The sequence below is a fragment of the Mesorhizobium sp. WSM4847 genome, assembly GCF_055811335.1.
On the sequence record NZ_JBVVPY010000002.1, the window covers coordinates 92,263 to 113,678 of the forward strand.

Consider the following 21,416-nt stretch of genomic DNA (forward strand, 5'->3'; position numbering starts at 1 on the left):
CTGACATGTTGCCGGCTTCCCTCGCCGTCGACGTTTATTGAGATTAGCCGGCGGATTCCCGATCACGACGCTTGCAATACCGGCACGGGCCGCTAAAAGCCCCGACTAAGGGGCTCAAGAGAGTCTGCCAGAGTCTCCATCCTTCACCAGGAACGGTGCATGAAGCTTTTCGCGGGCAATTCCAACAGGGTGCTGGCCGAAGCGGTCGCCCGCTATCTCAACATCCCGCTGGGCAAAGCCAGCGTCAGGCGCTTCGCCGATCAGGAAATCTTCGTTGAGATCCAGGAGAATGTGCGTGGCGAGGATGTCTTCATCCTGCAGTCCACCTCGTTCCCGACCAACGATCACCTGATGGAACTGCTCATCATGATCGATGCCTTCATGCGCTCGTCGGCCAAGCGCATCACGGCGGTCATTCCCTATTTCGGCTATGCAAGGCAAGACCGCCGCGCCTCGGGCCGCACGCCGATCTCGGCCAAGCTGGTCGCCAACATGATCACGCGGGCCGGGGTCGATCGCGTCTTGACGCTGGATCTCCACGCCGGCCAGATCCAGGGCTTTTTCGACATCCCGACCGACAATCTGTTTTCGGTGCCGGTCATGGCCCGCGATGTGAAGGCGAAATACAAGCGGCTTGCCAATGTCATGGTCGTGTCGCCGGATGTCGGCGGCGTGGTCCGCGCCCGCGCTCTCGCCAAGCGCATCGACGCCCAGCTTGCCATCGTCGACAAGCGTCGCGAGCGCCCTGGCGAATCGGAAGTCATGAACGTCATCGGCGACGTGCGCGGCAAGGATTGCCTGCTGATCGACGACATCATCGATTCGGGCGGTACCTTGTGCAATGCGGCCGATGCGCTGCTTGCCGCCGGCGCCACCAGCGTCACCGCCTACACCACCCATGGCGTTCTGTCCGGCGGCGCCATCGCACGCATCGGCGCCTCGAAGCTGCAGGAACTGGTCATCACCGATTCCATCCAGCCGACCCAGGCGGTGCTCGACGCCAGCAACATCCGCGTCGTCTCCATCGCCGACCTGATGGGCGAGGCGATCTCGCGCACGGCGACCGAAGAGTCGGTGTCGAGCCTGTTCGACTGAAATCTGCCCGCGATACAACGCCGCGCGTCCAGAGACGCGCCAAGGACGCTGTAGCACCTTGATTTTGCGCATGATCCTCTCCGAAAAGGTTCGGGGTCATGCGCTAGCGTTCGACACCCTGATGTTGTCCCTTGAGCCGCGCATATAGCCGCGTGGCGACGCCCCCAGCATGCGCTTGAACATGGTGATGAAGGCCGGCACGCTGTCATAGCCGAGATCGAGCGCCACCCTTGTGATCGGCTCGCCGTCCGCCAGCCTCGGCAAGGCCGCGAACAGGCAGGCCTGCTGGCGCCATGTCGACAACGACAATCCGGTCTGGCGATGAAAGGCGCGGGTGAAGGAACGCCGGCTCATGCCGACGATATCGGCCCATTCGTCGATCGTCGCGTGCGGCGAGGGCGCTGCGACGAAGCGCCGGCACAGTGCCGCAAGCCTCGGATCCGAAGGAAAAGGCAGGCCAAGCGGCCGTTCCGGCAGGTTCGGGATTTCATGCAGCAGGAGGCTCATGATTAGCCCGCCGCGCCCCTCCAACTCGGCGCCCTGCGGCAGCTTTTCCGATTCCACGATCAGGCTGTGCATCAGATCGGTGATGCCGACGACGCGCAAGCCATCCGGCAGCCCGGCGATGGCGTCCGGCATCACATAGACCGAGCGCATGCTGACGTCGCCAAGCATCTCGACGGAATGCTCGGTGCCGGCAGGTATCCACATCGCATGATCGGGCGGCACCATCCAGCGCCCATGCCGCGTCGTCACCAGCACGACGCCGACAAGCGCATGCAGCAATTGACTGCGGCTGTGACGGTGCTGCGGAACGTGATAGCCGTCGGGAAATTCGGTCGGCAGGGCCACCGCCGGCCCGACAGCCTGCTCCAGCCATTGCCAGCGGCGCAACAGCCCGAGATCGGTGAACTGGCCGAGATCGGTGTCGCCCGCTTTGAAGATTTCTTTGCCATGCGGCATTGGCTATTGGCCCACTCGCGAAACTATTGGACCAAACCACGAAAGAAGTCGCCCGGCAAGTAACTTATAAGGCAGCGGGCCCATAAGGGCCGCCTGCGGGAGCGTCCGCCGAAAAGACCATGGAGCCTGCGTTGACTGATACGACAGCCACCTCCGCCGCCACGCCGGCGACGGCCAGCCATACTTCGGCGCAAGCGACGGCCTTCACCGTCATCCTTGCGGTGAGCTTCTGCCATTGTGTCAACGACATCATGCAGTCGCTGCTGTCGGCCATCTATCCGCTGCTGAAGGACAATTACCATCTCGATTTCTGGCAGATCGGTCTTTTGACCTTCACCTTCCAGGTGACGGCGTCATTGCTGCAGCCGCTTATCGGCATGGTCACCGACAAGCGGCCGATGCCCTATTCGCTGCCCTATGGCATGGCGTCCTCGCTGATCGGCCTGATCGTGCTGGCCTATGCCGGACATTATTGGCTGCTGCTGATCGGCGCGTCACTGATCGGCATTGGCTCGGCGATCTTCCACCCGGAATCCTCGCGCATCGCCCGCTTCGCCTCGGGCGGCAGGTTCGGCCTGGCGCAATCGCTGTTCCAGGTCGGCGGCAATCTCGGCCAGGCCATCGGGCCGCTGCTCGCCGCCTTCATCGTCGTGCCGTTCGGCCAGACCAGCATAGCCTGGTTCGCCGCCGGATCGCTGATCGGCATCATCGTGCTGTGGCGGGTCGGCGGCTGGTACAGCCGGCTGCGCGCCTCGCTCGCCAACCGCAAGGCGGCAGGCTTCGTCTCGCCCTTCCCGCGCCGCAAGGTGATGAGCGCGCTGGCGGTGCTGACCTTGCTGGTGCTGACAAAAAACGCCTATGTTGCCAGCCTCGCCAGTTACTACACCTTCTACGCCATCGATAAATTCGGCGTTTCGGTGCAGATGTCGCAGGTCATGCTGTTCCTGTTCCTCGGCGCCTCGGCGCTGGGCATCCTGCTCGGCGGCCCGTTCGGCGACCGCTACGGACAAAAGCCGATGATCTGGTTCTCGATCGTCGGCGTGCTCCCCTTTACGCTGGCCCTGCCCTACGCCAATTTCGAATGGACCATGATCCTGACCGTGCTGATCGGCCTGATCCTGTCCTCGGCCTTCTCGAACATCGTCGTCTTCGCCCAGGAACTGGTGCCCGGCCGCGTCGGCATGATCGCCGGCATCTTCTTCGGCTTCGCCTTCGGCATGGGCGGCATCGCCGCCGCCGTGCTCGGCGTCGTCGCCGATATGAAAGGCATCGACTTCGTCTTTCAGGTCTGCTCGTATTTGCCGCTGCTTGGGCTGCTGACGGTTTTTTTGCCGAACATGAAGGAGGCGAGGAAGCTCGAGGAAGAGCCCACGATCGAGTGAGGTTGAGTTGGATTTCGGCCTTAAGCCACGCTTCCAACTCACCCAACGCATGAGAACAGGCACAGATCGATTTTTGCCATCACGTGCCGCAAAGCTTTTTAAATGCACTGATCGCGGCAACCACTCTTGAATGGACATCCCTGTCTGAAGGAACCGACAGAGCGTGAATGGCCCGCCGAATCTGCAGATCACCAATCAGCAGGTTCAAGAACCAATCGGCCGCCATCCGCGCAGATGGCGCGGCCAGCGCACTGCTCTCCAAGCCGCGCTGGATCAATTTCTCGATCAGCGGAAATACCGAATCGCGCCCGATTGCGGCAATCGTCGCACCCAATTCGCCACTTTCGTCAGATGCAGCCGCGCGGTTCAGGGAAATTGCCCGCTCGCCAAGCAACATCGAAAGCAGGACCGGAGCAACATCTTCCAGGGTTGCCAGGGGATCGGCCTCGTCCCTGATTGCCTCATCCAGTGCCGCCTTCGTCGCCCTTGCATTGTTTTCGATCATCGTCTTGAACAGCCCCTTCTTGTCGCTATACCAGCGGTAGAGGGTTTCGTTTGACGCCTTTGCCTCTTTGGCTATGCCAAGCATGGAAGTCCCGCCGTAGCCTTTCTCCTTGAGAAGCTTGTAGGCTGCCCGCTCGATCTGTGCCCGACGCGCAGCCTTGGTGGCCGGCTTCGGTCTGGCGAGATTGTGACCGGGAGTGCCCAGCGATACTCGGGCGTGCCCCGGCGACGCCGGCTTCGGCTTCTGTCAGCCGCTTTCGTAGTTCATGCCGTCGACATCAAGGTCTGAGGCCAGCCACTCGGGAAAGCCACCTTCGAACCGACGTGATGCCCAGCCTCGCGCCCTCAGGATTGCCAGCGCGTCGGCAGAGAGAACGCACTGGACACCACGACAATAGGCGACGATGATCTTCTCTCGTGGAAGCTCCGCAAGTCGTTCTTCCAGCTCACCCGCGGGAATGTTGATCGCACCCGGCAAATGCGCGGCCGCGTATTCCTCTTGCGGCCGGACGTCGAGCAGCACGATTTCGTCGTCCCGTATGCGGCGCACCAGTTCCTCGCGCGAGATGTTCTCCAGCCTGTCCGGCCGGCTCATTGTGTCATCGATAAGCTCGCGGATTTGCTCGCGCCTGTGGTTCGCAAGGCTGCGCAGGGCCCCAAGCACGTTTTCGATCGGACCATCGGCCAGACGATAAAGCACGCGTTTCCCGTCTCGCCGGGTCTGCACCAAGCCGGCCCGCTTGAGCTGTTGAAGATGCTGCGACGTGTTGGCCAAGGCGATCCCGGAAAGTTGCGTCAGCTGCTCCACGGCCAGTTCGCCGTCGGCAATGTGGCGCAGAAGAACCAGCCGGTGTGCATGCCCCAGCGTGCGGGCGAGATCGGCTATCTCGTCAAAGATCGGATGATGGACATCTGCGTTTTTCATATCGCATGGTACAATCAATCAAACGATCAATCAATACATTGAATGTCTTATTTCAACCGGCTAGTGTCGAACGCCCAAGACAGGAGCATGGACCAGACAGGAGCATGGAAATGAACGAGCAGTTGGAGTTCGTTGTCCGCGCAGCCGCGATCGGAACGGGGGCGACGGCGGTGATGGATCTTTGGGGATTGTTTCTGAAACGAACGTTGGCGATTCCGCCGCTTGATTATGCCTGGGTCGGCCGCTGGATCGGCCACTTTCCGCGGGGACGTTTCGCGTATGCGAATATCGCGCAGGCTCCCCGAATTCGCGGCGAAACGCCGATTGGGTGGATCGCGCATTACGCGATCGGCATCGTCTTTGCTGCATTGCTGATGGCAGTATGGGGCCTCGACTGGGCACGAGACCCGACATTGCTTCCCGCCCTTGTTGTCGGCATGTCCACTGTCGTCGCCCCGTTTTTCGTAATGCAGCCCGCCTTTGGCGCCGGAATTGCAGCCTCGAAAACGCCCAATCCGAGCACCGCGCGTCTGCGCGGCCTCATGACTCATCTGTCCTTCGGGGTCGGGCTGTATGCCGCTGCGTTGTTTTCCGCACACCTGTTCCCGATCTGATACCGGTCGATTGCGGTCGGCTTTCAGGACGCAACCCCAATATTCTTGAAAATGGAGAGCAAGCACGAAATTCAAAAGCGAGACACTGCCCACCCGCATTGGCCACCCGCCTTTGGCTTGCACCCCGCCCCACCTTCCGCTATAGAGCCGCCACCCGCGTAGACACCCTTGGAGGCAACGCGGCGGAAGGCTGTCCGGCCTCACGTGATCCCAAATAGATTTTGGACCAGATCATGTAAGGCCATGACGGCTTTCGACGTTTACGGCCCAGGCATCTCGCCGGCCGCGAACGCTCCAGAACAACGCGAAAGGAAATGCCATGAGCCAAGCTTCTTACGAGCTCAAGGCCGAAGCGCGCGAACAGGTCGGTAAGGGGTCCGCCCGTGCAGTTCGCCGCAACGGTAAAGTGCCTGCAGTAATCTACGGCGACAAGCAGCCTCCCCTGGCGATTGCGCTGACCTACAAGGACATCTACTACAAGATCCATGGCGGCGGGTTCCTGACCACGATCGCCACGATCGATGTCGACGGCAAGAAGATCCAGGTCCTGCCGAAGGACTACCAGCTCGACCCGGTCAAGGATTTTCCGGTCCATGTCGACTTCCTGCGCATCGGCAAGGACACCGAAGTCAATGTCGACGTGCCGGTCCACTTCATCAACGAGGACAAGTCGCCCGGCATCAAGCGCGGCGGCGTGCTCAACATCGTGCGTCACGAGGTCGAGTTCCACTGCCCGGCCAATGCGATCCCGGAATTCATCACCGTCGATCTCACCGGCACCGATATCGGCGATTCGATCCATATCTCGGCGGTCAAGCTGCCGGCCGGGGTCAAGCCGGTGATCTCCGACCGCGACTTCACCGTCGCGACCATTGCCGGCTCCGCGGCGATGAAGCCGGAGGCGGAAGAGACGGTCGAAGCGGCTGAACCCGAAGCGGCTCCTGCCGACGAAGAGAAGTAATCCTTTCCGCTCGGAGGTGACGATGCTGCTGTTTGCAGGCCTCGGCAATCCGGGCGCGAAATACGCTGACAATCGGCACAATGTCGGCTTCATGGCGGCGGACGCAATCGCCCGCCGCCATTCCTTTTCGCCCTGGTCGAAAAAGTTCCAGGGCCTGATCGCCGAAGGCACGCTTGCCGGCGAAAAAATCATCCTGATCAAGCCGCAGACCTTCATGAACCTGTCCGGCCAGTCGGTCGGCGAGGCCCTGCGCTTTTACAAGCTCGACGCTTCGGCGCTGACCGTCTTTTATGACGAGATCGACCTTGCCGCCGGCAAGGTGCGGGTCAAGGTCGGCGGCGGTTCCGGTGGCCACAACGGTATCCGCTCGCTCGAGCAGCATGTCGGCAAGGATTTCCGCCGTGTGCGCATTGGCGTCAGCCACCCCGGCGTCAAGGAAATGGTGCATGGCCATGTGCTTGGCGATTTCGCCAAAAGCGACCGCGAGTGGCTGGACGTGCTGCTCGACACCATCGCCGACGATGCCGGACTGCTTGCCAAGGGCGACGACAATTCCTTCATGAATCGCGTGACGCTGGCCTTGCGCGACAAGCTCACGCCGACGGGCGAAGACGACCGCCCACCACCCAAAGCGCCGAAAGCACAAAGCCACGTTCGCCAGGCGCGGCAGCAGCAGCCGGCGGCCAAGCTGCCCGAAACCGGCCCGATGGCCGCCATGCTGAAGAAGCTGTTTGGCGGCAAGGATTGAGCCTGGCCACGGATCGGGGCTGCAGGGCTTGACGTTCGTCACCCGTTTCGCCCATAGCCCTCATCAAATTTCGATTTCCCGATAGGACCGGATAAAAATGGGTTTCAAATGCGGCATCGTTGGCTTGCCCAACGTCGGCAAGTCGACGCTTTTCAACGCGCTGACCAGGACGGCGGCGGCGCAGGCCGCCAACTATCCGTTCTGCACCATCGAACCGAACACCGGCGAAGTCGCGGTGCCCGACCCGCGCCTGCAAAAAATCGCGGCGATCGGCAAGTCGAAGGAGATCATCCCGACCCGCATCTCGTTCGTCGACATCGCCGGCCTGGTGCGCGGCGCCTCGAAAGGCGAAGGGCTGGGCAACCAGTTCCTGGCCAATATCCGCGAGGTCGACGCCATCGTCCATGTGCTGCGCTGTTTCGAGGATGACGACATCACCCATGTCGAGGGCCGCATCGATCCCGTCGCCGACGCCGAGACCGTCGAGACCGAGCTGATGCTCGCCGACCTCGACAGCCTCGAGCGCCGCATCGTGCAGTTCCGCAAGCGCGCTTCCGGCAAGGACAAGGAGGCGCTGACCGTGCTTCCGATGATGGAAGCCGCGCTTGAACTCCTGCAGGCCGGCAAGCCGGCCCGCATCCTGCTCAAGAATATCTCCGCGGAGGATCTGCGCATCCTGCAGGGGCTGAACCTGCTGACATCGCACCCCGTGCTCTATGTCTGCAATGTCGCCGAGGCCGATGCTGCCACCGGCAACGCACACACCAAGGCGGTCGAGCAGATGGCTGCCGCGCAAGGCGCCCGCACCGTGGTGATTTCGGCGGCGATCGAAGCCGAGGTCGCGCAGCTCAGCGACGAAGAGGAAATGGAATTTTTGGCGACCCTGGGCCTCGACGAACCCGGCCTCAACAAGGTCATCCGCGCCGGCTACGAGCTGCTGCAGCTCATCACCTATTTCACCGTCGGGCCGAAGGAGACGCGTGCCTGGACCGTGCACAAGGGCGCCAAGGCGCCGCAGGCTGCAGGCGTCATCCACACCGATTTCGAGCGCGGCTTCATCCGCGCCCAGACCATCGCCTACAACGACTTCGTCACGCTGGGCGGCGAAGTGGCGGCCAAGGAAGCCGGCAAGGCGCGCGACGAAGGCAAGGAGTATGTCGTCCAGGACGGCGACATCATGCTGTTCAAGTTCAACACCTGAGCTGACCGACGGCGCCTTCTTCCTTCTCTGGTGCCAAGCTGGAACACCCCTCATCCGACCTCGCTTCGCGAGGCCACCTTCTCCCACAAGGGGAGAAGGAAGAGCCGTTCCGGTGCGGCTTGACTGCCCGCAATGCCCGGTCTAAGGGGCGTCTGCACCCGGCCCCTGCTTTCATCGAAAGCGCCTGTCCGGTGCAATCCGAAACGACGCGTCCGCTCGAACCCATCCTTTTGGCCTCAGCAAGGGAGACCCGGCGATGATCAAGGCATTCGTCGTCGACAATGATCGCCTGCGCCTTGCCGACGATCTCCTGGCAAACAGCGACCAGGTCGTCTGGGCCGACCTTGTCAGCCCGACAAAGGAAGAGGAAGCGGCCATCGAGGCCTGGCTCGGCGTTGCCATTCCGACGCGCGAGGAGATGGAGGAGATCGAGATTTCGAGCCGCCTCTATGTCGAGGACGGCGCCTATTTCATGACCGCCATTCTGCCGGCCCAGACCGAGGCCGACGATCCCCTGATGTCGCCGGTCACCTTCGTGCTGGCCGGCAACAGGCTGATCACGGTGCGCTACCACGAACCGAAGGCCTTCAAGACGTTTCCGCAGCGTGCCGAGAAGGTGGCGACCGGCTGCACCAGCGGCGACACCATCCTGATCGGCCTGCTGGAGGCGATCGTCGACCGCCTCGCCGACATTCTGGAGCGCGCCGGCCGCGACATCGAGACGATCTCGCGCGACATCTTCCAGCCAAGCTCGACCAAGGCTTCGAAGCGCAATCGCGATTTTCAGGAATTGCTGAAAGCCATCGGCCGCAAGGAGGACATCGCCTCCTCGATCCGCGACAGCCTGATCTCGCTGCAGCGGCTCGCCGGCTTCCTCACCCACGCCTCGACCCAGACCAAGATGAGCAAGGACATCCGCGCGCGCATCAAGACCCTGTCGCGCGATGTGCTGTCGCTCGCCGACCACGCCACCTTCCTGTCGCAGAAGATCAACTTCCTGCTCGACGCGACGCTCGGCATGATCTCGATCGAGCAGAACGCCATCATCAAGATCTTCTCCGTCGCCGCGGTCATCTTCCTGCCGCCGACGCTGGTCGCCTCGATCTACGGCATGAATTTCAATGTCATGCCCGAACTGACCTGGAACTTCGGCTATCCTTTCGCGATCGGCTTGATGATCCTCTCGGCGATCCTGCCCTTCTGGTATTTCCGCCGCCGCGGCTGGCTGTAGAGGCTTTGGAGCTTCTATTGGGTTGAGCGTGATGGCCTGGCGCACCAGAAATGACTTGACCGCCTCGCCTGCATCCGGGAAACCCGATCCGTGTCGATCGTACAATCTTGAACCGGATTCCAGACCATGACCGGAAAGGACGAAAAGACTTGGGCCTATGAGGATTTCGTCGAGGGCGCTTCGCTCGACCTCGGCACGAAGCTGGTGAGTGCGGCGGAAATTATCGAATTCGCGCAAGAGTTCGATGCGCAGCCAATGCATCTCGACGAGGCGGCGGGCAGGGCCAGCATCCTTGGCGGGCTGGCGGCCTCCGGCTGGCACACCTGCGCGATGTTCATGCGCATGCTATGCGACGCCTTCCTGCTGGACTCGACCTCGCAAGGCGCCCCCGGCATCGACCAGGTTCGATGGAAGAGGCCGGTGCTGGCCGGCGACATCTTGAGCGGCAGCACCACCGTCCTTGCCAAACGCCTGTCCAGATCCAAGCCGCAGCTCGGCCTCGTCACCATGCGCAGCGAGCTTTTCAACCAGCGTGGCGAAGGCGTCTTCGAACTCGAGAACACGGTCATGTTCCTCGCCCGTGATGCCGCACAGGACCGCTCATGACATTGGACGAGTTCTTCTGCATCGGCGTCACCGTCACCCTCGGCTCGCATAGATTCGAGCCCGAGGCGATCAAGGCGTTCGCCAGGAAATACGATCCGCAGATATTCCATCTCGACGAAGAGGCGGCGAAGAACAGCGTGTTCGGCGGCCTGTGCGCCTCCGGCTGGCACACAGCTGCAACCTGGATGAAGCTGAACCTCGAGACCGGCGTGGAGGCCGAGGGCGCCCGCTGGGCCGGCGCAGGGCCCGCCCCCGAATTCGGCCCATCGCCCGGCTTCAAGAACCTCAAATGGCTAAAACCCGTCTATGCCGGAGAAACCGTGACCTTCACCCGCACCGCGCTTGCCCACCGCCCCATCGCATCGCGGCCGGGCTGGCGAGTGCTGACACTGCGCTCGGAAGCTTTCGATTCGACAGGCGACAAGGTCATCGAGTTCGAAAGCGCCGTGCTGGTGAAAGTGGAGTGAAGCGCCCTTTTTCCTTCTCCCCTTGTGGGAGAAGGTGGATTGTCGCGAAGCGACAAGACGGATGAGGGGTGCTCCAGCTTGGCACTCCATGCAGCACCCCTCATCCGACCTCGCTTCGCGAGGCCACCTTCTCCCACAAGGGGAGAAGGCAGAACAGTCTCTCAATGCCCTTCGAACCCGATCAGCGTCCTGACCGGCACGCCGAGCGCCTCGAGCTTGTCGCGGCCGCCGAGGTCCGGCAGGTCGATGACGAAGCAGGCGGCGAGGATGTCGGCGCCGATCTGCCGCAACAGCTTGACCGCTGCCTCTGCCGTGCCGCCGGTGGCGATCAGGTCGTCGACGAGGATCACCTTCTCACCCGGAGACACGCCATCCCTGTGCATCTCCATCTCGTCCAGCCCGTATTCGAGGCTGTAGGCGACGCGCACCGTCTCGTAAGGCAGCTTGCCCTTCTTGCGGATCGGCACGAAGCCGGCCGAGAGCTGGTGGGCGACGGCGCCGCCAAGGATGAAACCGCGCGCCTCGATGCCGGCAATCTTGTCGACCTTCTGGCCGGCATAGGGATGCAGCAGCTCGTCGATGGCGCGGCGGAAGGCGCGCGCATTGCTTAGCAGCGTGGTGATGTCGCGAAACAGGATGCCCGGCTTGGGATAGTCCGGAATGGTGCGGATCGCGGCAAGCAGCGTGTCTTCGAGCGAAGGTTTCATGGGGCGGCTCTCCGGGCGTTCGTCCGACTTGAAGACATGAAAGGGAATTTTGGCCGATCGTAACCCGGCGCGGCCGCCGACGGCTACCGCGATGTCGCAGCTGGAAGAAAAATTGTCCGGCAAAGGACCGGAGCCGGCGGCCTTCGGAGGCGGTCTTCGGAGGCAGTCCTTAGACATGCAAAAAGGGCGCCCTTCGACGCCCTTTCGAGCTCGTGGTTTTTCCGTAGCTCAGTGCGCCACGCCGGCCCACACCTTGCGCTTGGTCAGATAGACCAGCGCGCCGAACAGCAACAGGAAGACCAGCACGCGAAAGCCGGTTTTCTTGCGGGCTTCCAGATGCGGCTCGGCTGCCCACATCAGGAAGGCCGACACGTCGCGGGAATACTGGTCGACCGTCTGCGGCGAGCCGTCGTCATAGGTCACCTGATCGTCGGAAAGCGGGTTGGGCATCTTCAGCGAGACGCCGGCTATGAAGTACGGATTGTAGTGGGTGCCTTCCGGTATCTCCATGCCCGCCGGCGGCTGCTCGTCATAGCCGGTCAGCAGCGAGTGGATGTAGTCGGGACCGCCCTGGGCGTATTGCGTGAAGATGTCGAAGACGAATTGCGGAAAACCGCGCGTGACGCCGCGCGCCTTGGCCAGCAGCGACATATCGGGCGGCGCAGCCCCGCCGTTGGCGGCCGCTGCTGCCTGATCGTTGGGGAACGGCGCCGGGAAATGGTCGGACGGTATGCCGGGACGCTCGAACATGTCGCCGGCATCGTTCGGGCCGTCATTGATCGTGTACTCGGCGGCCAGCGCCTTGACCTGCGCTTCCGAATAGCCAAGATCTTCCAGCGTGCGAAACGCCACCAATTTCATCGAATGGCAGGTGGCGCAAACTTCCTTGAAGACCTTCAGCCCGCGCTGCAACTGCGCCTTGTCGTAGGTGCCGAAAGGCCCGGCGAAGCTCCAGTCCATCTCCTTCGGCTGGTGAATCGGGAAATGCGTCGGCGCGGCTTCGCTGTGCGCCTCCTCCTGGGCGATCGCCCCGGTGGTCGCGGCCGCGGTGCCTGCCAGCACAAGGCCGAGCAGCGCCAGCGAGGTGAGAATCGTCTTCATACCAAATCCCCTTGAGATTCTCTGGCGCGCTGTCGTCGTCTCGAGCATGATCTTGTCCGAAAACCGGTCTCCACTTTTCGGGGTCATGCTCAGCCCTTGGTTTCCGGCGCGGCTGTCGCGCGAGCCGGATGCCCGCCACCGCCACCCTTGTTCTTCTCGAGAACTGCCTCAGTGATCGAGTTCGGCAATCGCCGCGGCTTCTCGACCAGGCCCAGCACCGGCAGCACGACCAGGAAGAAGGCGAAGTAGAACAATGTCGCCATCTGCGCCATGAAGACATAGCTGCCCTCGGCCGGCTGCGAGCCCAGCCAACCAAGCAGGACGGCATCGATCACGAACAGCCAGAAGAACAGCTTGTACCAGGGCCGGTAGACCGCCGAGCGCACTTTCGAGGTGTCGAGCCACGGCACCAGGAACAGCATGGCGATGGAGCCGAACATCGCGAGCACGCCACCGAGCTTGGAGTTGATCGGCCCGATATTGAAGGTGATGGCGCGCAGGATCGCGTAGAACGGCAGGAAGTACCATTCCGGCACGATGTGGGCCGGCGTCTTCAGCGGGTCGGCGACGACGTAGTTGTCGGGGTGGCCGAGAAAGTTCGGCAGGTAGAAGACGAAATAGGCGAAGATGAACAGGAACACCAGCATCCCGAACGCGTCCTTGATGGTCGCGTAAGGGGTGAACGCGACGGTATCGGTCTTCGATTTGACCTCGATGCCGGTCGGGTTCGACTGGCCCACCACATGCAGCGCCCATATGTGCAGCACGACGACGCCGGCGATCATGAACGGCAGCAGATAGTGCAGTGAAAAGAAGCGGTTCAGCGTCGGGTTGTCGACGGCGAAGCCGCCGAGCAGAAGCTGCTGGATCCATTCGCCGACCAGCGGGATGGCGGTGAAGAAGCCGGTGATGACGGTCGCGCCCCAGAACGACATCTGTCCCCAGGGCAGCACATAGCCCATGAAGCCTGTCGCCATCATCAGGAGATAGATGATGCAGCCGAGGATCCACAGAAGCTCGCGCGGCGCCTTGTATGAACCATAGTAGAGGCCGCGGAAGATGTGGATGTAGACGGCGACGAAGAAGAACGACGCGCCGTTCGAATGCAGATAGCGCAGCAGCCAGCCCGAATTCACGTCGCGCATGATCTTCTCGACCGAATCGAAGGCGAGACTGCTGTCCGCCGCGTAGTGCATGGCCAGCACGATGCCGGTCAGCATCTGCGCCCCCAGCATGAGCGCCAGGATGCCGCCGAAGGTCCACGCATAATTGAGGTTGCGCGGCACCGGATAGGCGACGAAGCTGTCATAGACCAGCCGCGGCAGCGGCATGCGGGCGTCGACCCAGCGTCCGATACCGGTCTTGGGCGTATAGGTCGAGTGTCCCTCGCTCATCGAAATGTCCCCTCGCCTCAGCCGATACGGATCTTGGTGTCGGAAATGAACTGGAATACCGGCACCGACATGTTCTCCGGCGCCGGTCCGCCGCGGACGCGGCCGGCGGTGTCGTATGTCGAACCGTGGCACGGGCAGAACCAGCCGCCGAACTCGCCTTCCTGTCCGAGCGGAATGCAGCCGAGATGGGTGCAGACCTGGACCATCACCATCCAGGCCTCCTTGCCCGGCATGGTGCGGTTGGCGTCCGTCGCCGGCGCATCGGCCGGCAGATTGGCGTTGCGGGCGAGCGGATCCTTGAGCTCGGCCAGATTGACCGCCTCGCCGTCCTTCATCTCTTGTTCGGTGCGGTTGCGCACCACCACCGGCTTGCCGCGCCATTTCACGACAAGCGACGTTCCCGGAGTCAGCGAGGAGACGTCGACCTCTACCGAGGCCAGCGCCAGCGTCGAGGCATCCGGGCGCATCTGGTCGATGAACGGCCAGGCGACGGCACCCGCGCCGACCACCGCGGCCATGCCCGTGGCGACGTAGAGAAAATCACGACGGTTGGGATCCTGGATGTCGGTTGCGCTCACGGGTGCCTGATCCTTTCGCCTCTTCCGTGCCGGTGGCCGAGGCTTGTTCCCCGCTCTTTCACGCCAACCCGACAGCGCATGGCGAACAGGCTAGCGAATTCCTCCGGCAATTGGCCTTCGGTTTATGCGTGAAGCCCGTTTTTGTCCAGACGGGTGAAGGCACAAGGGCAGATTGTCGCGGGGACGCAATTCGACGGCGGACGGCGTGGCGACGGGCACATGTCGAACACGGCGAAAACGAGCGAAATCAACCCGCGAAGCAGCGCCGGCGTTTGTCTCGACAGGAGAGGAGGAGTGAGATGAGCGAGACCGACAAGTCGTATTGGCTGCTCAGCGAGACCTCGGGTATTGGCGAAACGCGCGACCGGCGCCTCGACCGGGGACTGCCGCTTTTCGAGGGACTCCGCTGGCTCTCTGCGGGCTGGCGGGATTTCTGGATCCGGCCCGCGTCGAGCCTGGCCTATGGGATTGTCGTCTTTCTCCTGTCCGTCGCCTTCGTTTGGACGCTTGTCGGATTCGGTCGTGACTACATTCTGTTTCCGGCGCTTGCCGGGTTCATGATCGTGGCCCCCTTTTTGGCGCTAGGCCTGTATGAAAAGAGCCGGGCAATAGAGGAAGGACGCGCCATCGGCCTCGCCTCGATGCTCCTGGTGCGCCCCACCGGCGGCGCACAGGTCTTCTTCACGGGCCTACTACTGTGTTTGCTCCTGCTTCTGTGGACGCGTGCGGCGGTGCCCTCTGGGCGCTCTTCTTCGGCGTGACGCCCTTTCCCGGATTCGACCGCATAGTCGGAGTGCTCTTCGGCACCGCATATGGGTGGGCGATGATTGCGATCGGGACGGCGATAGGTGGCCTCTTCGCGGCCTTCGCTTTCGCCATCAGCGTCTTTGCAGTGCCGATGCTGCTCGACCGGCGCGTGGACGCGCTGACGGCTATGGCTATCAGCGCGAAACTGGTGTGGAACAACCTTCCGCCGATGCTGGCCTGGGGCGCGTTGGTGCTCCTGCTCTTCGCAGTCTGCGTGGTCACAGCGCTTATCGGGATGATCGTCATCTTCTCTGCTGGGGCACGCAACCTGGCATGCGTACAGGGCGGTCGCACGTCCAGAGGGGTGAGACCATGAGTTGTTGCGCGCCGGGGGCCGAAGCCGCATTGCTGCTGGCGCCAGGGCGGGAGATTGCCGAGCGCGAAATCGTGCTCGCCAGCCGCGACATGGGGGATGGCGCTTTGTCGCGGCTGCTGCGGGCCACAGCCGTGGCGGGATTCGCCGCCATGAACATCATGTTGCTGTCGGTGTCCGTCTGGTCTGGCGCAGATCAGGGAACTCGAAATGCATTTTACTTGATCTCGGCGCTGCTGGCCGTCCCCACCGTCGCCTATTCCGGACGGATATTCTTCGTTTCGGCGTGGAATTTGCCGATGAAGCGCACCGCCAGCATGGACTTTCCCATCTCAGTCGGAATCCTGCTGGCTCTGGGCTTGAGCCTCTACGACACGTCTGTCGGAGGACCTCACGCCTATTTCGATGCGGTAACGTCGTTGATCTTCTTTCTGCTTGTCGGGCGCACGCTTGACCATGCGATGAGGCGGAAGGCGCGGAACGCCGTCACCGGTCTTGCCCGCTTGATGCCGAGCGGGGCGGCGGTGGTCGGGGCGGACGGAAGCCGCGAGTTCCGCGACCTGACAGAAATCGAGCCGGGCGACATGATATTGGTAGCCCCCGGAGAACGCATTCCGGTGGACGGGACGGTTGTCATGGGCGCGGGCAGCCTCGACGTTTCGGTGGTGAGCGGTGAGTCCAAGCCCGAACGCGCGCAGCCGGGCAGCGCCGTTCTTTCGGGAGCGCTAAGTCTTGATGGCGCGCTCACTGTCCGTGCCGAGCGGCGTGCACGGGATTCCTTCCTCGCCGACGTGGTCAGGCTGATGGAAGCGGCTGAGCACGGCCGCGCCCGCTATCGCCGCATCGCCGACCGCGCGGCCGCGCTCTATTCCCCTGTCATCCATCTGCTGGCGGTTGCGACTTGCGCCGCCTGGATACTGCTTACAGGCGACTGGCATCGATCGGTTACGATTGCGATTTCCGTCCTCATCATCACCTGCCCGTGCGCGCTCGGCCTTGCCGTGCCGATGGTCCAGGTCGTGGCGGCGCGCCGGCTGTTCGATCTCCGCGTCACCCTCAAGGATGGCAGCGCGCTAGAGCGCCTTGCCGAGACCGACACCGTGGTCTTCGACAAGACGGGCACGCTCACGACGGGCGCCGCCCGCGTCGAACGGCACACGGTAGCTCCGCAAGATGTTGTGGCCGCCGCAGCACTCGCGCGGTGGCCGCGATGACAGTCTCAAGAGTGGCTATCGAAGGGTTCCGCGAAGTTGCCGGGTACGGGATCGAAGGGCGCGTTGGCGAAGCGTTTTACAGGCTAGGAAGGAAGGATTGGGTCTCCGCAAGCGTGGCCAACGTCCCGAGTGAAGCCGCCACGTGGCTTTCGAAAGACGGAAAGCTTGCGGGTTCATTTGCGATTGCCGACGAAATCCGTCCTGGCGCGACGCGTGCCATCCGAAAGCTAGCTGACCTCGGGTTGGCGACAGAGGTGCTGTCCGGCGATCGAGTGGAGGAGGCTTGCAGGGTGGCGGCTGCGTTGGGAATCTCGGAAATCCGCCACGGTGCGCTTCCCGAGGACAAGGTCGAGCGTCTGGAGGAGCTGGCGCGGTCCGGCCGCCGCATCCTTATGGTTGGAGACGGGCTGAACGATGCCCCCGCGCTCGCCACCGCGCATGTCTCAATGGCGCCCTCGTCGGCGGCAGACATCGGGCGGAATGCTGCCGACCTTGTCTTCCTGGGCACGAGCCTGGAGGCCGGACCACATGCCATAAGACCGGAACGCATCCCGGCTGGTGCGGCAGAACCTCGCCCTTGCCATCGCATACAACGTTCTGGTCGTGCCCCTCGCTGTGATGGGCCATGTTACGCCCCTTATGGCCGCTGTCGCCATGTCGACGCCATCGATTCTCGTGGTCGGCAACGCATTGCGCCTTCCGGGAAAGCCTCCGCCCGCAGGATCTCCGGCTCTTCGCAGGCTCGACTTGGCGGAGGCGGCATGAACTATCTCGTCTGGCTTGTTCCAATTGCCTTGGGCATGGGCGTCGCGGGTCTCGCGGCGTTCCTGTGGTCGATGCGCAGCGGCCAATATGAAGATCTCGACGGAGCCGCCGAAAGGGTGCTGGTTTCAGACGCCGCGGACGTTCCCCTTCGTCAGTATGGATGGAAAAGCGAGGCGGCCGCTCATGAGGCTCGCCCCAAGGGCGGGAAGGCGCCGACCGCCGACGGCGTTTTCTCAAGGAGCAGAACGGACGGAAGGGTTTGACAATGTCTCAAGCTGGTGACAGGCCGTACGACTGGGTGGCGGCGTTGGCTTTCTACTCGGGAGCCGCCGTGCTTGTCCCAAGCCTCGCCGCCTTGGTCGTTAGCCTTCTGGCGGTCGCCTTGGCATTGCTATAGCAACGAGATGGCTGTCCTGCGTAGGGCGGCGGCTCCGAGACTGCTGGCCTCTTCAGTTGCTTTCGGATGCGGACGGAGTATCCTTAAGTTTGGGCGCGTTGCTGCGCCTAGTGCTCGGGCGTCCTCGCACGAGCGAAATTGGGGAGTGGCAGGCATGTCCGAGGCAATGCATTCGGCGGCGCCGCATCATCTTCCGCCTTTCATAACGGCCCCCGGCGAGACCGATGTGTTGTTCACGGGGTCGGTCATCTTCCTTGTGCTGGCCGTGATGGGGATTGGAAGTTTGTACTTCTGGCTCCATTCCTTGCCGGAGCGCATGTCCCACGGCGGCAGTCAGATCCAGTTCCAGCTGGTGGCGGTGCTGTCGCTGCTGGCGTTGTTCACCCACATCCATGCGTTCTGGATTGCCGCGCTGTTTCTGGCGCTCGTCCCCGTGCCCGACTTCTGGACGCCCCTGGCCAGCATGGCCGACTCGCTCGCCAGGATGGCGACGGGGCGGTTTCGATCCCCCGCCGCGGAGGCGCCGTCTGAGCCGGCTCCCGAGGTGCTTGCCAACTATACGCCGGTCAAAGTGGAGGCCGTACCTCCTCCGACCCCCTTGGAGAAAGCCCGAAGCGACCCCCGCGACGAAATCGCCAAGACGCATGCGCCGGAGCCGTCCGATCGCCATCAGCGCCAGCCGGTGTCAGTGGGAGGTCATGAACGATGATCGAGGTTCTGCTTTGTTCGGTCCTGACCGTCCTGCCCGATTTTCTCGTCCGCCGCTTCGTACAGGGAAAGAGGATTGGTCACGAGATCACGCTCTATTCTGTATGGTATGAGCTGCGATACGGAATAACGGCGTGCATAGCTCTGACAGTGATTCTGCTGACGCTAATTCTCTACTATCATCCGTCGACGTCGAGTGCGATTTCGTTCTTTCGCACCATTCCCATCCTCCCCGAAGGCTCCGGCCGCGTCGAGGAAGTCTATGTGGGCATAAGGGATAAGGTCGAGGCTGGCCAGCGCATCTTCAGGCTCGACAGCGCGCAGCAGGAAGCGGCGCTCGAGACCGCGAAGCGGCGGGTATCGGAGATAGACGCGGCGCTCGAATTGGCAAAAACCGAGCTGGTAGGGGCCGATGCCCGCATTCAGGAAGCGCAAAGCTCGTACAAACAGGCCTTGGACGAACTCGAAACCAAGACCGAACTTCAACGGCGAAACGCCAGCACGGTCGCGCAGCGCGAGATCGAAAAGCTCGCCAACATCGTGGAAGGGCGGCAGGCCGCCATTTCCGCGGTCATGGCGAGCAAGCAGTCCGTCGAATCGCAGATTTCGTCCGTGCTGCCGGCGCAGAAGAAAAGCGCCGAGGCGGCGCTTGCCCAGGCCCAGGTCGAATTGGACAAGACCGTCGTCTACGCCGGGGTCGCCGGCACTTTGGAGCAATTCACCCTGCGCAAGGGAGACATCGTAAATCCCTTTATGCGGCCCGCCGGCGTTCTCATACCGGCGGAAGCCGGAAGGAAGGCGCTTATAGGGGGCTTCAGCCAGCTCGAAGCCCAGGTCATGAAGGTCGGCATGGTTGCCGAAGCGACTTGCATTTCGATGCCTTTGACGATCATTCCGATGGTGGTCACCGAGGTTCAGGATCTCATAGCGACCGGTCAGGTTCGGGCGTCGGATCAGTTGATCGACGCCCAACAGGTGGTCCGGCCCGGAACGATCACCGTCTTTCTGGAGCCGCTGTTCGCGGGAGGGTTCGATGGCGTGCCTCCAGGCAGCAGTTGCATCGCCAACGCCTACACCAACAATCACGACCGACTTGCCGAGGAAGACTTGGGCACAGCGCACTGGCTGTTCCTGCACGTCATAGATACGGTCGGGCTGGTGCATGCGATCATATTGAGATTCCAGGCGCTCCTTCTTCCGGTGCAAACACTCGTCTTTTCGGGCGGGCATTGAGGAACCGACGCGCCGTCGAACATGCGGCCAAAGGAAATTTGCACCAAAGTGCGATCTTAAGCTCGCTATGGCCGTTCGTGCTTAAATGGAACGGGATTTGAACCGACATAACGCGGAGCAACAACGACGTCTCAAGGGATCAATGCGGCAAGTCATACGCTTGGCCTGCCGACCTTAGTTGCTCAAGCGTTTTTCCGGCGCAACTTCCCGACCAATCTCCGCCAACTGGCTCGGCCTTGCCTCGCATGGTGATTGTGCCGGCCTGATTGTCGGGGGTTATATAAACGGCAACCCCGTCTGGACCAATTTTGGACAAGTAGTAAGCACGAACGATGCCGCTTAATTCACAACGCACCAAGAAAGGAAAGTCCTCAAACGATCCCTCTTGGGCATGTGCTTCAGGGCTATACATGCAGGCAAGCGACGATTGCGCAATGAAAGCGAAAACTGTTCCTGTAAATAGCCAACGAGCCTTCATGCGAATATCCTTCCTAGGCCAAATATACTCCATTGCCAAATATACACCATTGATTGCCGTTCCTTGACCACCCGGTTCCGAATAACCTCGATGGCGCTTCGCCACTCGTCACCGACACGATCAATGCGAAAGCATTATCGGCAGCCGGATGTCCGACAGGATGCCTTTCGTAGCCCCACCGAGCACGAAATCCCTCAGTCTGGTGTGACCGAACGCTCCCATGATCATCAGGTCGGCGCCGATTTCGATCGCTCGCTCCTGAAGCGACACCTCGACCGGGCAATCCTCGGATACGAATGGCATGGCCTCGGCTGACAGCCCGCGTAGGTTCAGCCCTTGAGCCAAGCGTTGGGCGGCGTCCGTCTCCCGCAGGGACTTCTCGCCCGTCACGGTGAGCACCGTAATCTTGGAAGCGCGGCGCAACACCTGATGTGCATCCGCCACAGCGCGAGCCGCAACACGGCTGCCGTCCCAGGCAATAGCAAGGCTGTGCAGCTTCGTGACAGGCTCGACCTCTGGCAGAAGGATCGTCGGCCTTCCCGACCCGAAGATAATGGCCTGCGCGGTCGTCCTGCTCGTGGGGTTGTTCGCCTCCCAGGCGCAGAGAACGAGATCATAGTAACGCGCTTGAATTGCAGCGGTGTCATTCAGCAAGGGAGCGTTCGACGCGACCGCGTCTGTGGTTGAGTCCACGCCTGCCCGTTTCGCTTCCAGCACAACCTTTGCTAGAAACGCTTCGCCGCGATCCCGGCACAGCGCTTCGGCCTCCCGCGTCATTTTGGGGACGTCGACCAGCCTCCGCGACAGCGCATTCGAGATGTTTCGGATCTCTACGTTGATGGCCAACGCATGCAGTTGCGCGCCGAGGGCCGCCGCCATCGCGACCGCCCTGGGCACTACCATTTCAGGGTTGGGTTCGGGATAGGTGATAACAGGAAGCAGGGCTATCGTTTTCACTAGGGGCCTCCCTCTGAATGCAGGGTACGCGACAGCCATCTAGTCCCAAAGCATGCATCCGGGATGT

The 21,416-nt window shown here is 62.2% G+C and carries 22 protein-coding genes and 2 pseudogenes; 15 read left to right on the forward strand and 9 right to left on the reverse strand.

Annotation, left to right across the window (positions count from 1 at the left end; translation table 11 throughout):
* Positions 1 to 159 precede the first annotated feature (159 nt).
* The gene (locus tag AC0L28_RS03145) at positions 160 to 1,095 is read left to right on the forward strand and encodes a ribose-phosphate pyrophosphokinase (protein WP_023799890.1); all 936 of its coding nucleotides are present in this window, start codon (positions 160 to 162) and stop codon (positions 1,093 to 1,095) included.
* A 96-nt stretch (positions 1,096 to 1,191) separates the two neighbouring features.
* Here the strand turns inward: AC0L28_RS03145 and AC0L28_RS03150 are convergent, their stop codons facing one another.
* Positions 1,192 to 2,058 carry an AraC family transcriptional regulator gene (locus AC0L28_RS03150; RefSeq protein ID WP_287230749.1) on the reverse strand — a complete coding sequence of 289 codons (867 nt, stop codon included), beginning with the start codon at positions 2,056 to 2,058 and terminating at the stop codon, positions 1,192 to 1,194.
* 119 nt (positions 2,059 to 2,177) lie between these two features.
* Between AC0L28_RS03150 and AC0L28_RS03155 the strand changes: the two genes are divergently transcribed.
* A complete protein-coding gene (locus tag AC0L28_RS03155) occupies positions 2,178 to 3,440 on the forward strand; it encodes an MFS transporter (protein WP_473475497.1) in 1,263 nt (420 codons plus the stop codon).
* A 79-nt stretch (positions 3,441 to 3,519) separates the two neighbouring features.
* Here the strand turns inward: AC0L28_RS03155 and AC0L28_RS03160 are convergent, their stop codons facing one another.
* Entirely contained in the window at positions 3,520 to 4,149 is a 630-nt protein-coding gene (locus AC0L28_RS03160) for a TetR/AcrR family transcriptional regulator (protein ID WP_473475823.1), read from the reverse strand.
* 42 nt (positions 4,150 to 4,191) lie between these two features.
* Positions 4,192 to 4,809 (reverse strand): ArsR/SmtB family transcription factor, encoded by a 618-nt coding sequence (locus AC0L28_RS03165; protein ID WP_473475826.1) that lies wholly within the window; start codon positions 4,807 to 4,809, stop codon positions 4,192 to 4,194.
* Here AC0L28_RS03165 and AC0L28_RS03170 point away from each other — a divergent pair.
* From AC0L28_RS03170 to AC0L28_RS03205, 8 genes are all read left to right on the forward strand, one after another.
* On the forward strand, positions 4,735 to 4,911 hold the full coding sequence (locus AC0L28_RS03170; protein WP_287171660.1) for a hypothetical protein: 177 nt from the start codon (positions 4,735 to 4,737) through the stop codon (positions 4,909 to 4,911). The two genes, AC0L28_RS03165 and AC0L28_RS03170, sit on opposite strands and share 75 nt — an antisense overlap.
* Before the next feature lie 68 nt (positions 4,912 to 4,979).
* Positions 4,980 to 5,483 carry a DUF2938 domain-containing protein gene (locus AC0L28_RS03175; RefSeq protein WP_473475499.1) on the forward strand — a complete coding sequence of 168 codons (504 nt, stop codon included), beginning with the start codon at positions 4,980 to 4,982 and terminating at the stop codon, positions 5,481 to 5,483.
* A gap of 319 nt (positions 5,484 to 5,802) precedes the next feature.
* Complete coding sequence (locus tag AC0L28_RS03180; protein ID WP_023799895.1) at positions 5,803 to 6,444, forward strand: 50S ribosomal protein L25/general stress protein Ctc; 642 nt, start codon at positions 5,803 to 5,805, stop codon at positions 6,442 to 6,444.
* Positions 6,445 to 6,466: 22 nt separating this feature from the next.
* The gene (pth, locus tag AC0L28_RS03185; protein WP_473475501.1) at positions 6,467 to 7,192 is read left to right on the forward strand and encodes an aminoacyl-tRNA hydrolase; all 726 of its coding nucleotides are present in this window, start codon (positions 6,467 to 6,469) and stop codon (positions 7,190 to 7,192) included.
* Between the two features lie 97 nt (positions 7,193 to 7,289).
* On the forward strand, positions 7,290 to 8,393 hold the full coding sequence (gene ychF / locus AC0L28_RS03190) for a redox-regulated ATPase YchF (protein WP_091598417.1): 1,104 nt from the start codon (positions 7,290 to 7,292) through the stop codon (positions 8,391 to 8,393).
* A gap of 256 nt (positions 8,394 to 8,649) precedes the next feature.
* Positions 8,650 to 9,624: a magnesium/cobalt transporter CorA gene (gene corA, locus AC0L28_RS03195; protein WP_027151044.1), complete on the forward strand. Its 975-nt coding sequence runs from the start codon at positions 8,650 to 8,652 to the stop codon at positions 9,622 to 9,624.
* 126 nt (positions 9,625 to 9,750) lie between these two features.
* Positions 9,751 to 10,230 (forward strand): MaoC family dehydratase, encoded by a 480-nt coding sequence (locus tag AC0L28_RS03200; RefSeq protein WP_473475503.1) that lies wholly within the window; start codon positions 9,751 to 9,753, stop codon positions 10,228 to 10,230.
* The gene (locus tag AC0L28_RS03205; RefSeq protein WP_128186610.1) at positions 10,227 to 10,697 is read left to right on the forward strand and encodes a MaoC family dehydratase; all 471 of its coding nucleotides are present in this window, start codon (positions 10,227 to 10,229) and stop codon (positions 10,695 to 10,697) included. Before AC0L28_RS03200 ends, AC0L28_RS03205 begins: the two co-directional genes overlap by 4 nt.
* A gap of 161 nt (positions 10,698 to 10,858) precedes the next feature.
* Here the strand turns inward: AC0L28_RS03205 and AC0L28_RS03210 are convergent, their stop codons facing one another.
* The 4 genes from AC0L28_RS03210 to petA form a co-directional block, all read right to left on the reverse strand.
* Entirely contained in the window at positions 10,859 to 11,404 is a 546-nt protein-coding gene (locus AC0L28_RS03210; protein WP_473475505.1) for an adenine phosphoribosyltransferase, read from the reverse strand.
* Between the two features lie 228 nt (positions 11,405 to 11,632).
* Positions 11,633 to 12,505, reverse strand: coding sequence for a cytochrome c1 (locus AC0L28_RS03215; protein ID WP_091598432.1), 873 nt, complete (start codon positions 12,503 to 12,505; stop codon positions 11,633 to 11,635).
* Between the two features lie 89 nt (positions 12,506 to 12,594).
* Positions 12,595 to 13,899, reverse strand: coding sequence for a cytochrome b (locus AC0L28_RS03220; RefSeq protein ID WP_287064209.1), 1,305 nt, complete (start codon positions 13,897 to 13,899; stop codon positions 12,595 to 12,597).
* A 17-nt stretch (positions 13,900 to 13,916) separates the two neighbouring features.
* The gene (petA, locus tag AC0L28_RS03225) at positions 13,917 to 14,477 is read right to left on the reverse strand and encodes a ubiquinol-cytochrome c reductase iron-sulfur subunit (protein ID WP_027151039.1); all 561 of its coding nucleotides are present in this window, start codon (positions 14,475 to 14,477) and stop codon (positions 13,917 to 13,919) included.
* A 299-nt stretch (positions 14,478 to 14,776) separates the two neighbouring features.
* On the opposite strand from petA, the pseudogene AC0L28_RS03230 reads away from it, so the two are divergent.
* The 5 genes and pseudogenes from AC0L28_RS03230 (at position 14,777) to AC0L28_RS03250 (ending at position 19,914) form a co-directional block, all read left to right on the forward strand.
* A pseudogene (locus AC0L28_RS03230) lies at positions 14,777 to 15,592 on the forward strand (DUF2189 domain-containing protein).
* A 4-nt stretch (positions 15,593 to 15,596) separates the two neighbouring features.
* Positions 15,597 to 17,576 (forward strand): annotated as a pseudogene (locus AC0L28_RS03235) (copper-translocating P-type ATPase).
* Positions 17,573 to 17,839, forward strand: coding sequence for a cbb3-type cytochrome oxidase assembly protein CcoS (gene ccoS / locus AC0L28_RS03240; RefSeq protein ID WP_123148495.1), 267 nt, complete (start codon positions 17,573 to 17,575; stop codon positions 17,837 to 17,839). Before AC0L28_RS03235 ends, ccoS begins: the two are co-directional and overlap by 4 nt.
* Before the next feature lie 288 nt (positions 17,840 to 18,127).
* Positions 18,128 to 18,682: a hypothetical protein gene (locus AC0L28_RS03245; RefSeq protein WP_287064213.1), complete on the forward strand. Its 555-nt coding sequence runs from the start codon at positions 18,128 to 18,130 to the stop codon at positions 18,680 to 18,682.
* On the forward strand, positions 18,679 to 19,914 hold the full coding sequence (locus AC0L28_RS03250; RefSeq protein WP_473475508.1) for an HlyD family secretion protein: 1,236 nt from the start codon (positions 18,679 to 18,681) through the stop codon (positions 19,912 to 19,914). The genes AC0L28_RS03245 and AC0L28_RS03250 overlap by 4 nt, the downstream gene beginning before the upstream one ends.
* Before the next feature lie 139 nt (positions 19,915 to 20,053).
* Here the strand turns inward: AC0L28_RS03250 and AC0L28_RS03255 are convergent, their stop codons facing one another.
* Both AC0L28_RS03255 and AC0L28_RS03260 read right to left on the reverse strand, forming a co-directional pair.
* Positions 20,054 to 20,392, reverse strand: a complete 339-nt coding sequence (locus AC0L28_RS03255) for a hypothetical protein (RefSeq protein ID WP_287238941.1) — start codon at positions 20,390 to 20,392, stop codon at positions 20,054 to 20,056.
* A gap of 120 nt (positions 20,393 to 20,512) precedes the next feature.
* A complete protein-coding gene (locus AC0L28_RS03260) occupies positions 20,513 to 21,349 on the reverse strand; it encodes a universal stress protein (protein WP_473475510.1) in 837 nt (278 codons plus the stop codon).
* Positions 21,350 to 21,416: the final 67 nt, after the last annotated feature.

Excerpts from the sequence above, each read along its gene's own strand:
- AC0L28_RS03155 (WP_473475497.1), top strand. The coding sequence starts at position 2,178 with ATGGAGCCTGCGTTGACTGATACGACAGCCACCTCCGCCGCCACGCCG.
- AC0L28_RS03210 (WP_473475505.1), bottom strand. The coding sequence starts at position 11,404 with ATGAAACCTTCGCTCGAAGACACGCTGCTTGCCGCGATCCGCACCATT.
- pth (WP_473475501.1), top strand. The coding sequence starts at position 6,467 with ATGCTGCTGTTTGCAGGCCTCGGCAATCCGGGCGCGAAATACGCTGAC.
- AC0L28_RS03145 (WP_023799890.1), top strand. The coding sequence starts at position 160 with ATGAAGCTTTTCGCGGGCAATTCCAACAGGGTGCTGGCCGAAGCGGTC.
- AC0L28_RS03180 (WP_023799895.1), top strand. The coding sequence starts at position 5,803 with ATGAGCCAAGCTTCTTACGAGCTCAAGGCCGAAGCGCGCGAACAGGTC.
- AC0L28_RS03200 (WP_473475503.1), top strand. The coding sequence starts at position 9,751 with ATGACCGGAAAGGACGAAAAGACTTGGGCCTATGAGGATTTCGTCGAG.
- ychF (WP_091598417.1), top strand. The coding sequence starts at position 7,290 with ATGGGTTTCAAATGCGGCATCGTTGGCTTGCCCAACGTCGGCAAGTCG.
- AC0L28_RS03175 (WP_473475499.1), top strand. The coding sequence starts at position 4,980 with ATGAACGAGCAGTTGGAGTTCGTTGTCCGCGCAGCCGCGATCGGAACG.
- AC0L28_RS03255 (WP_287238941.1), bottom strand. The coding sequence starts at position 20,392 with ATGAAGGCTCGTTGGCTATTTACAGGAACAGTTTTCGCTTTCATTGCG.
- AC0L28_RS03215 (WP_091598432.1), bottom strand. The coding sequence starts at position 12,505 with ATGAAGACGATTCTCACCTCGCTGGCGCTGCTCGGCCTTGTGCTGGCA.
- AC0L28_RS03150 (WP_287230749.1), bottom strand. The coding sequence starts at position 2,058 with ATGCCGCATGGCAAAGAAATCTTCAAAGCGGGCGACACCGATCTCGGC.
- AC0L28_RS03245 (WP_287064213.1), top strand. The coding sequence starts at position 18,128 with ATGTCCGAGGCAATGCATTCGGCGGCGCCGCATCATCTTCCGCCTTTC.
- AC0L28_RS03220 (WP_287064209.1), bottom strand. The coding sequence starts at position 13,899 with ATGAGCGAGGGACACTCGACCTATACGCCCAAGACCGGTATCGGACGC.
- AC0L28_RS03205 (WP_128186610.1), top strand. The coding sequence starts at position 10,227 with ATGACATTGGACGAGTTCTTCTGCATCGGCGTCACCGTCACCCTCGGC.
- corA (WP_027151044.1), top strand. The coding sequence starts at position 8,650 with ATGATCAAGGCATTCGTCGTCGACAATGATCGCCTGCGCCTTGCCGAC.
- ccoS (WP_123148495.1), top strand. The coding sequence starts at position 17,573 with ATGAACTATCTCGTCTGGCTTGTTCCAATTGCCTTGGGCATGGGCGTC.
- AC0L28_RS03250 (WP_473475508.1), top strand. The coding sequence starts at position 18,679 with ATGATCGAGGTTCTGCTTTGTTCGGTCCTGACCGTCCTGCCCGATTTT.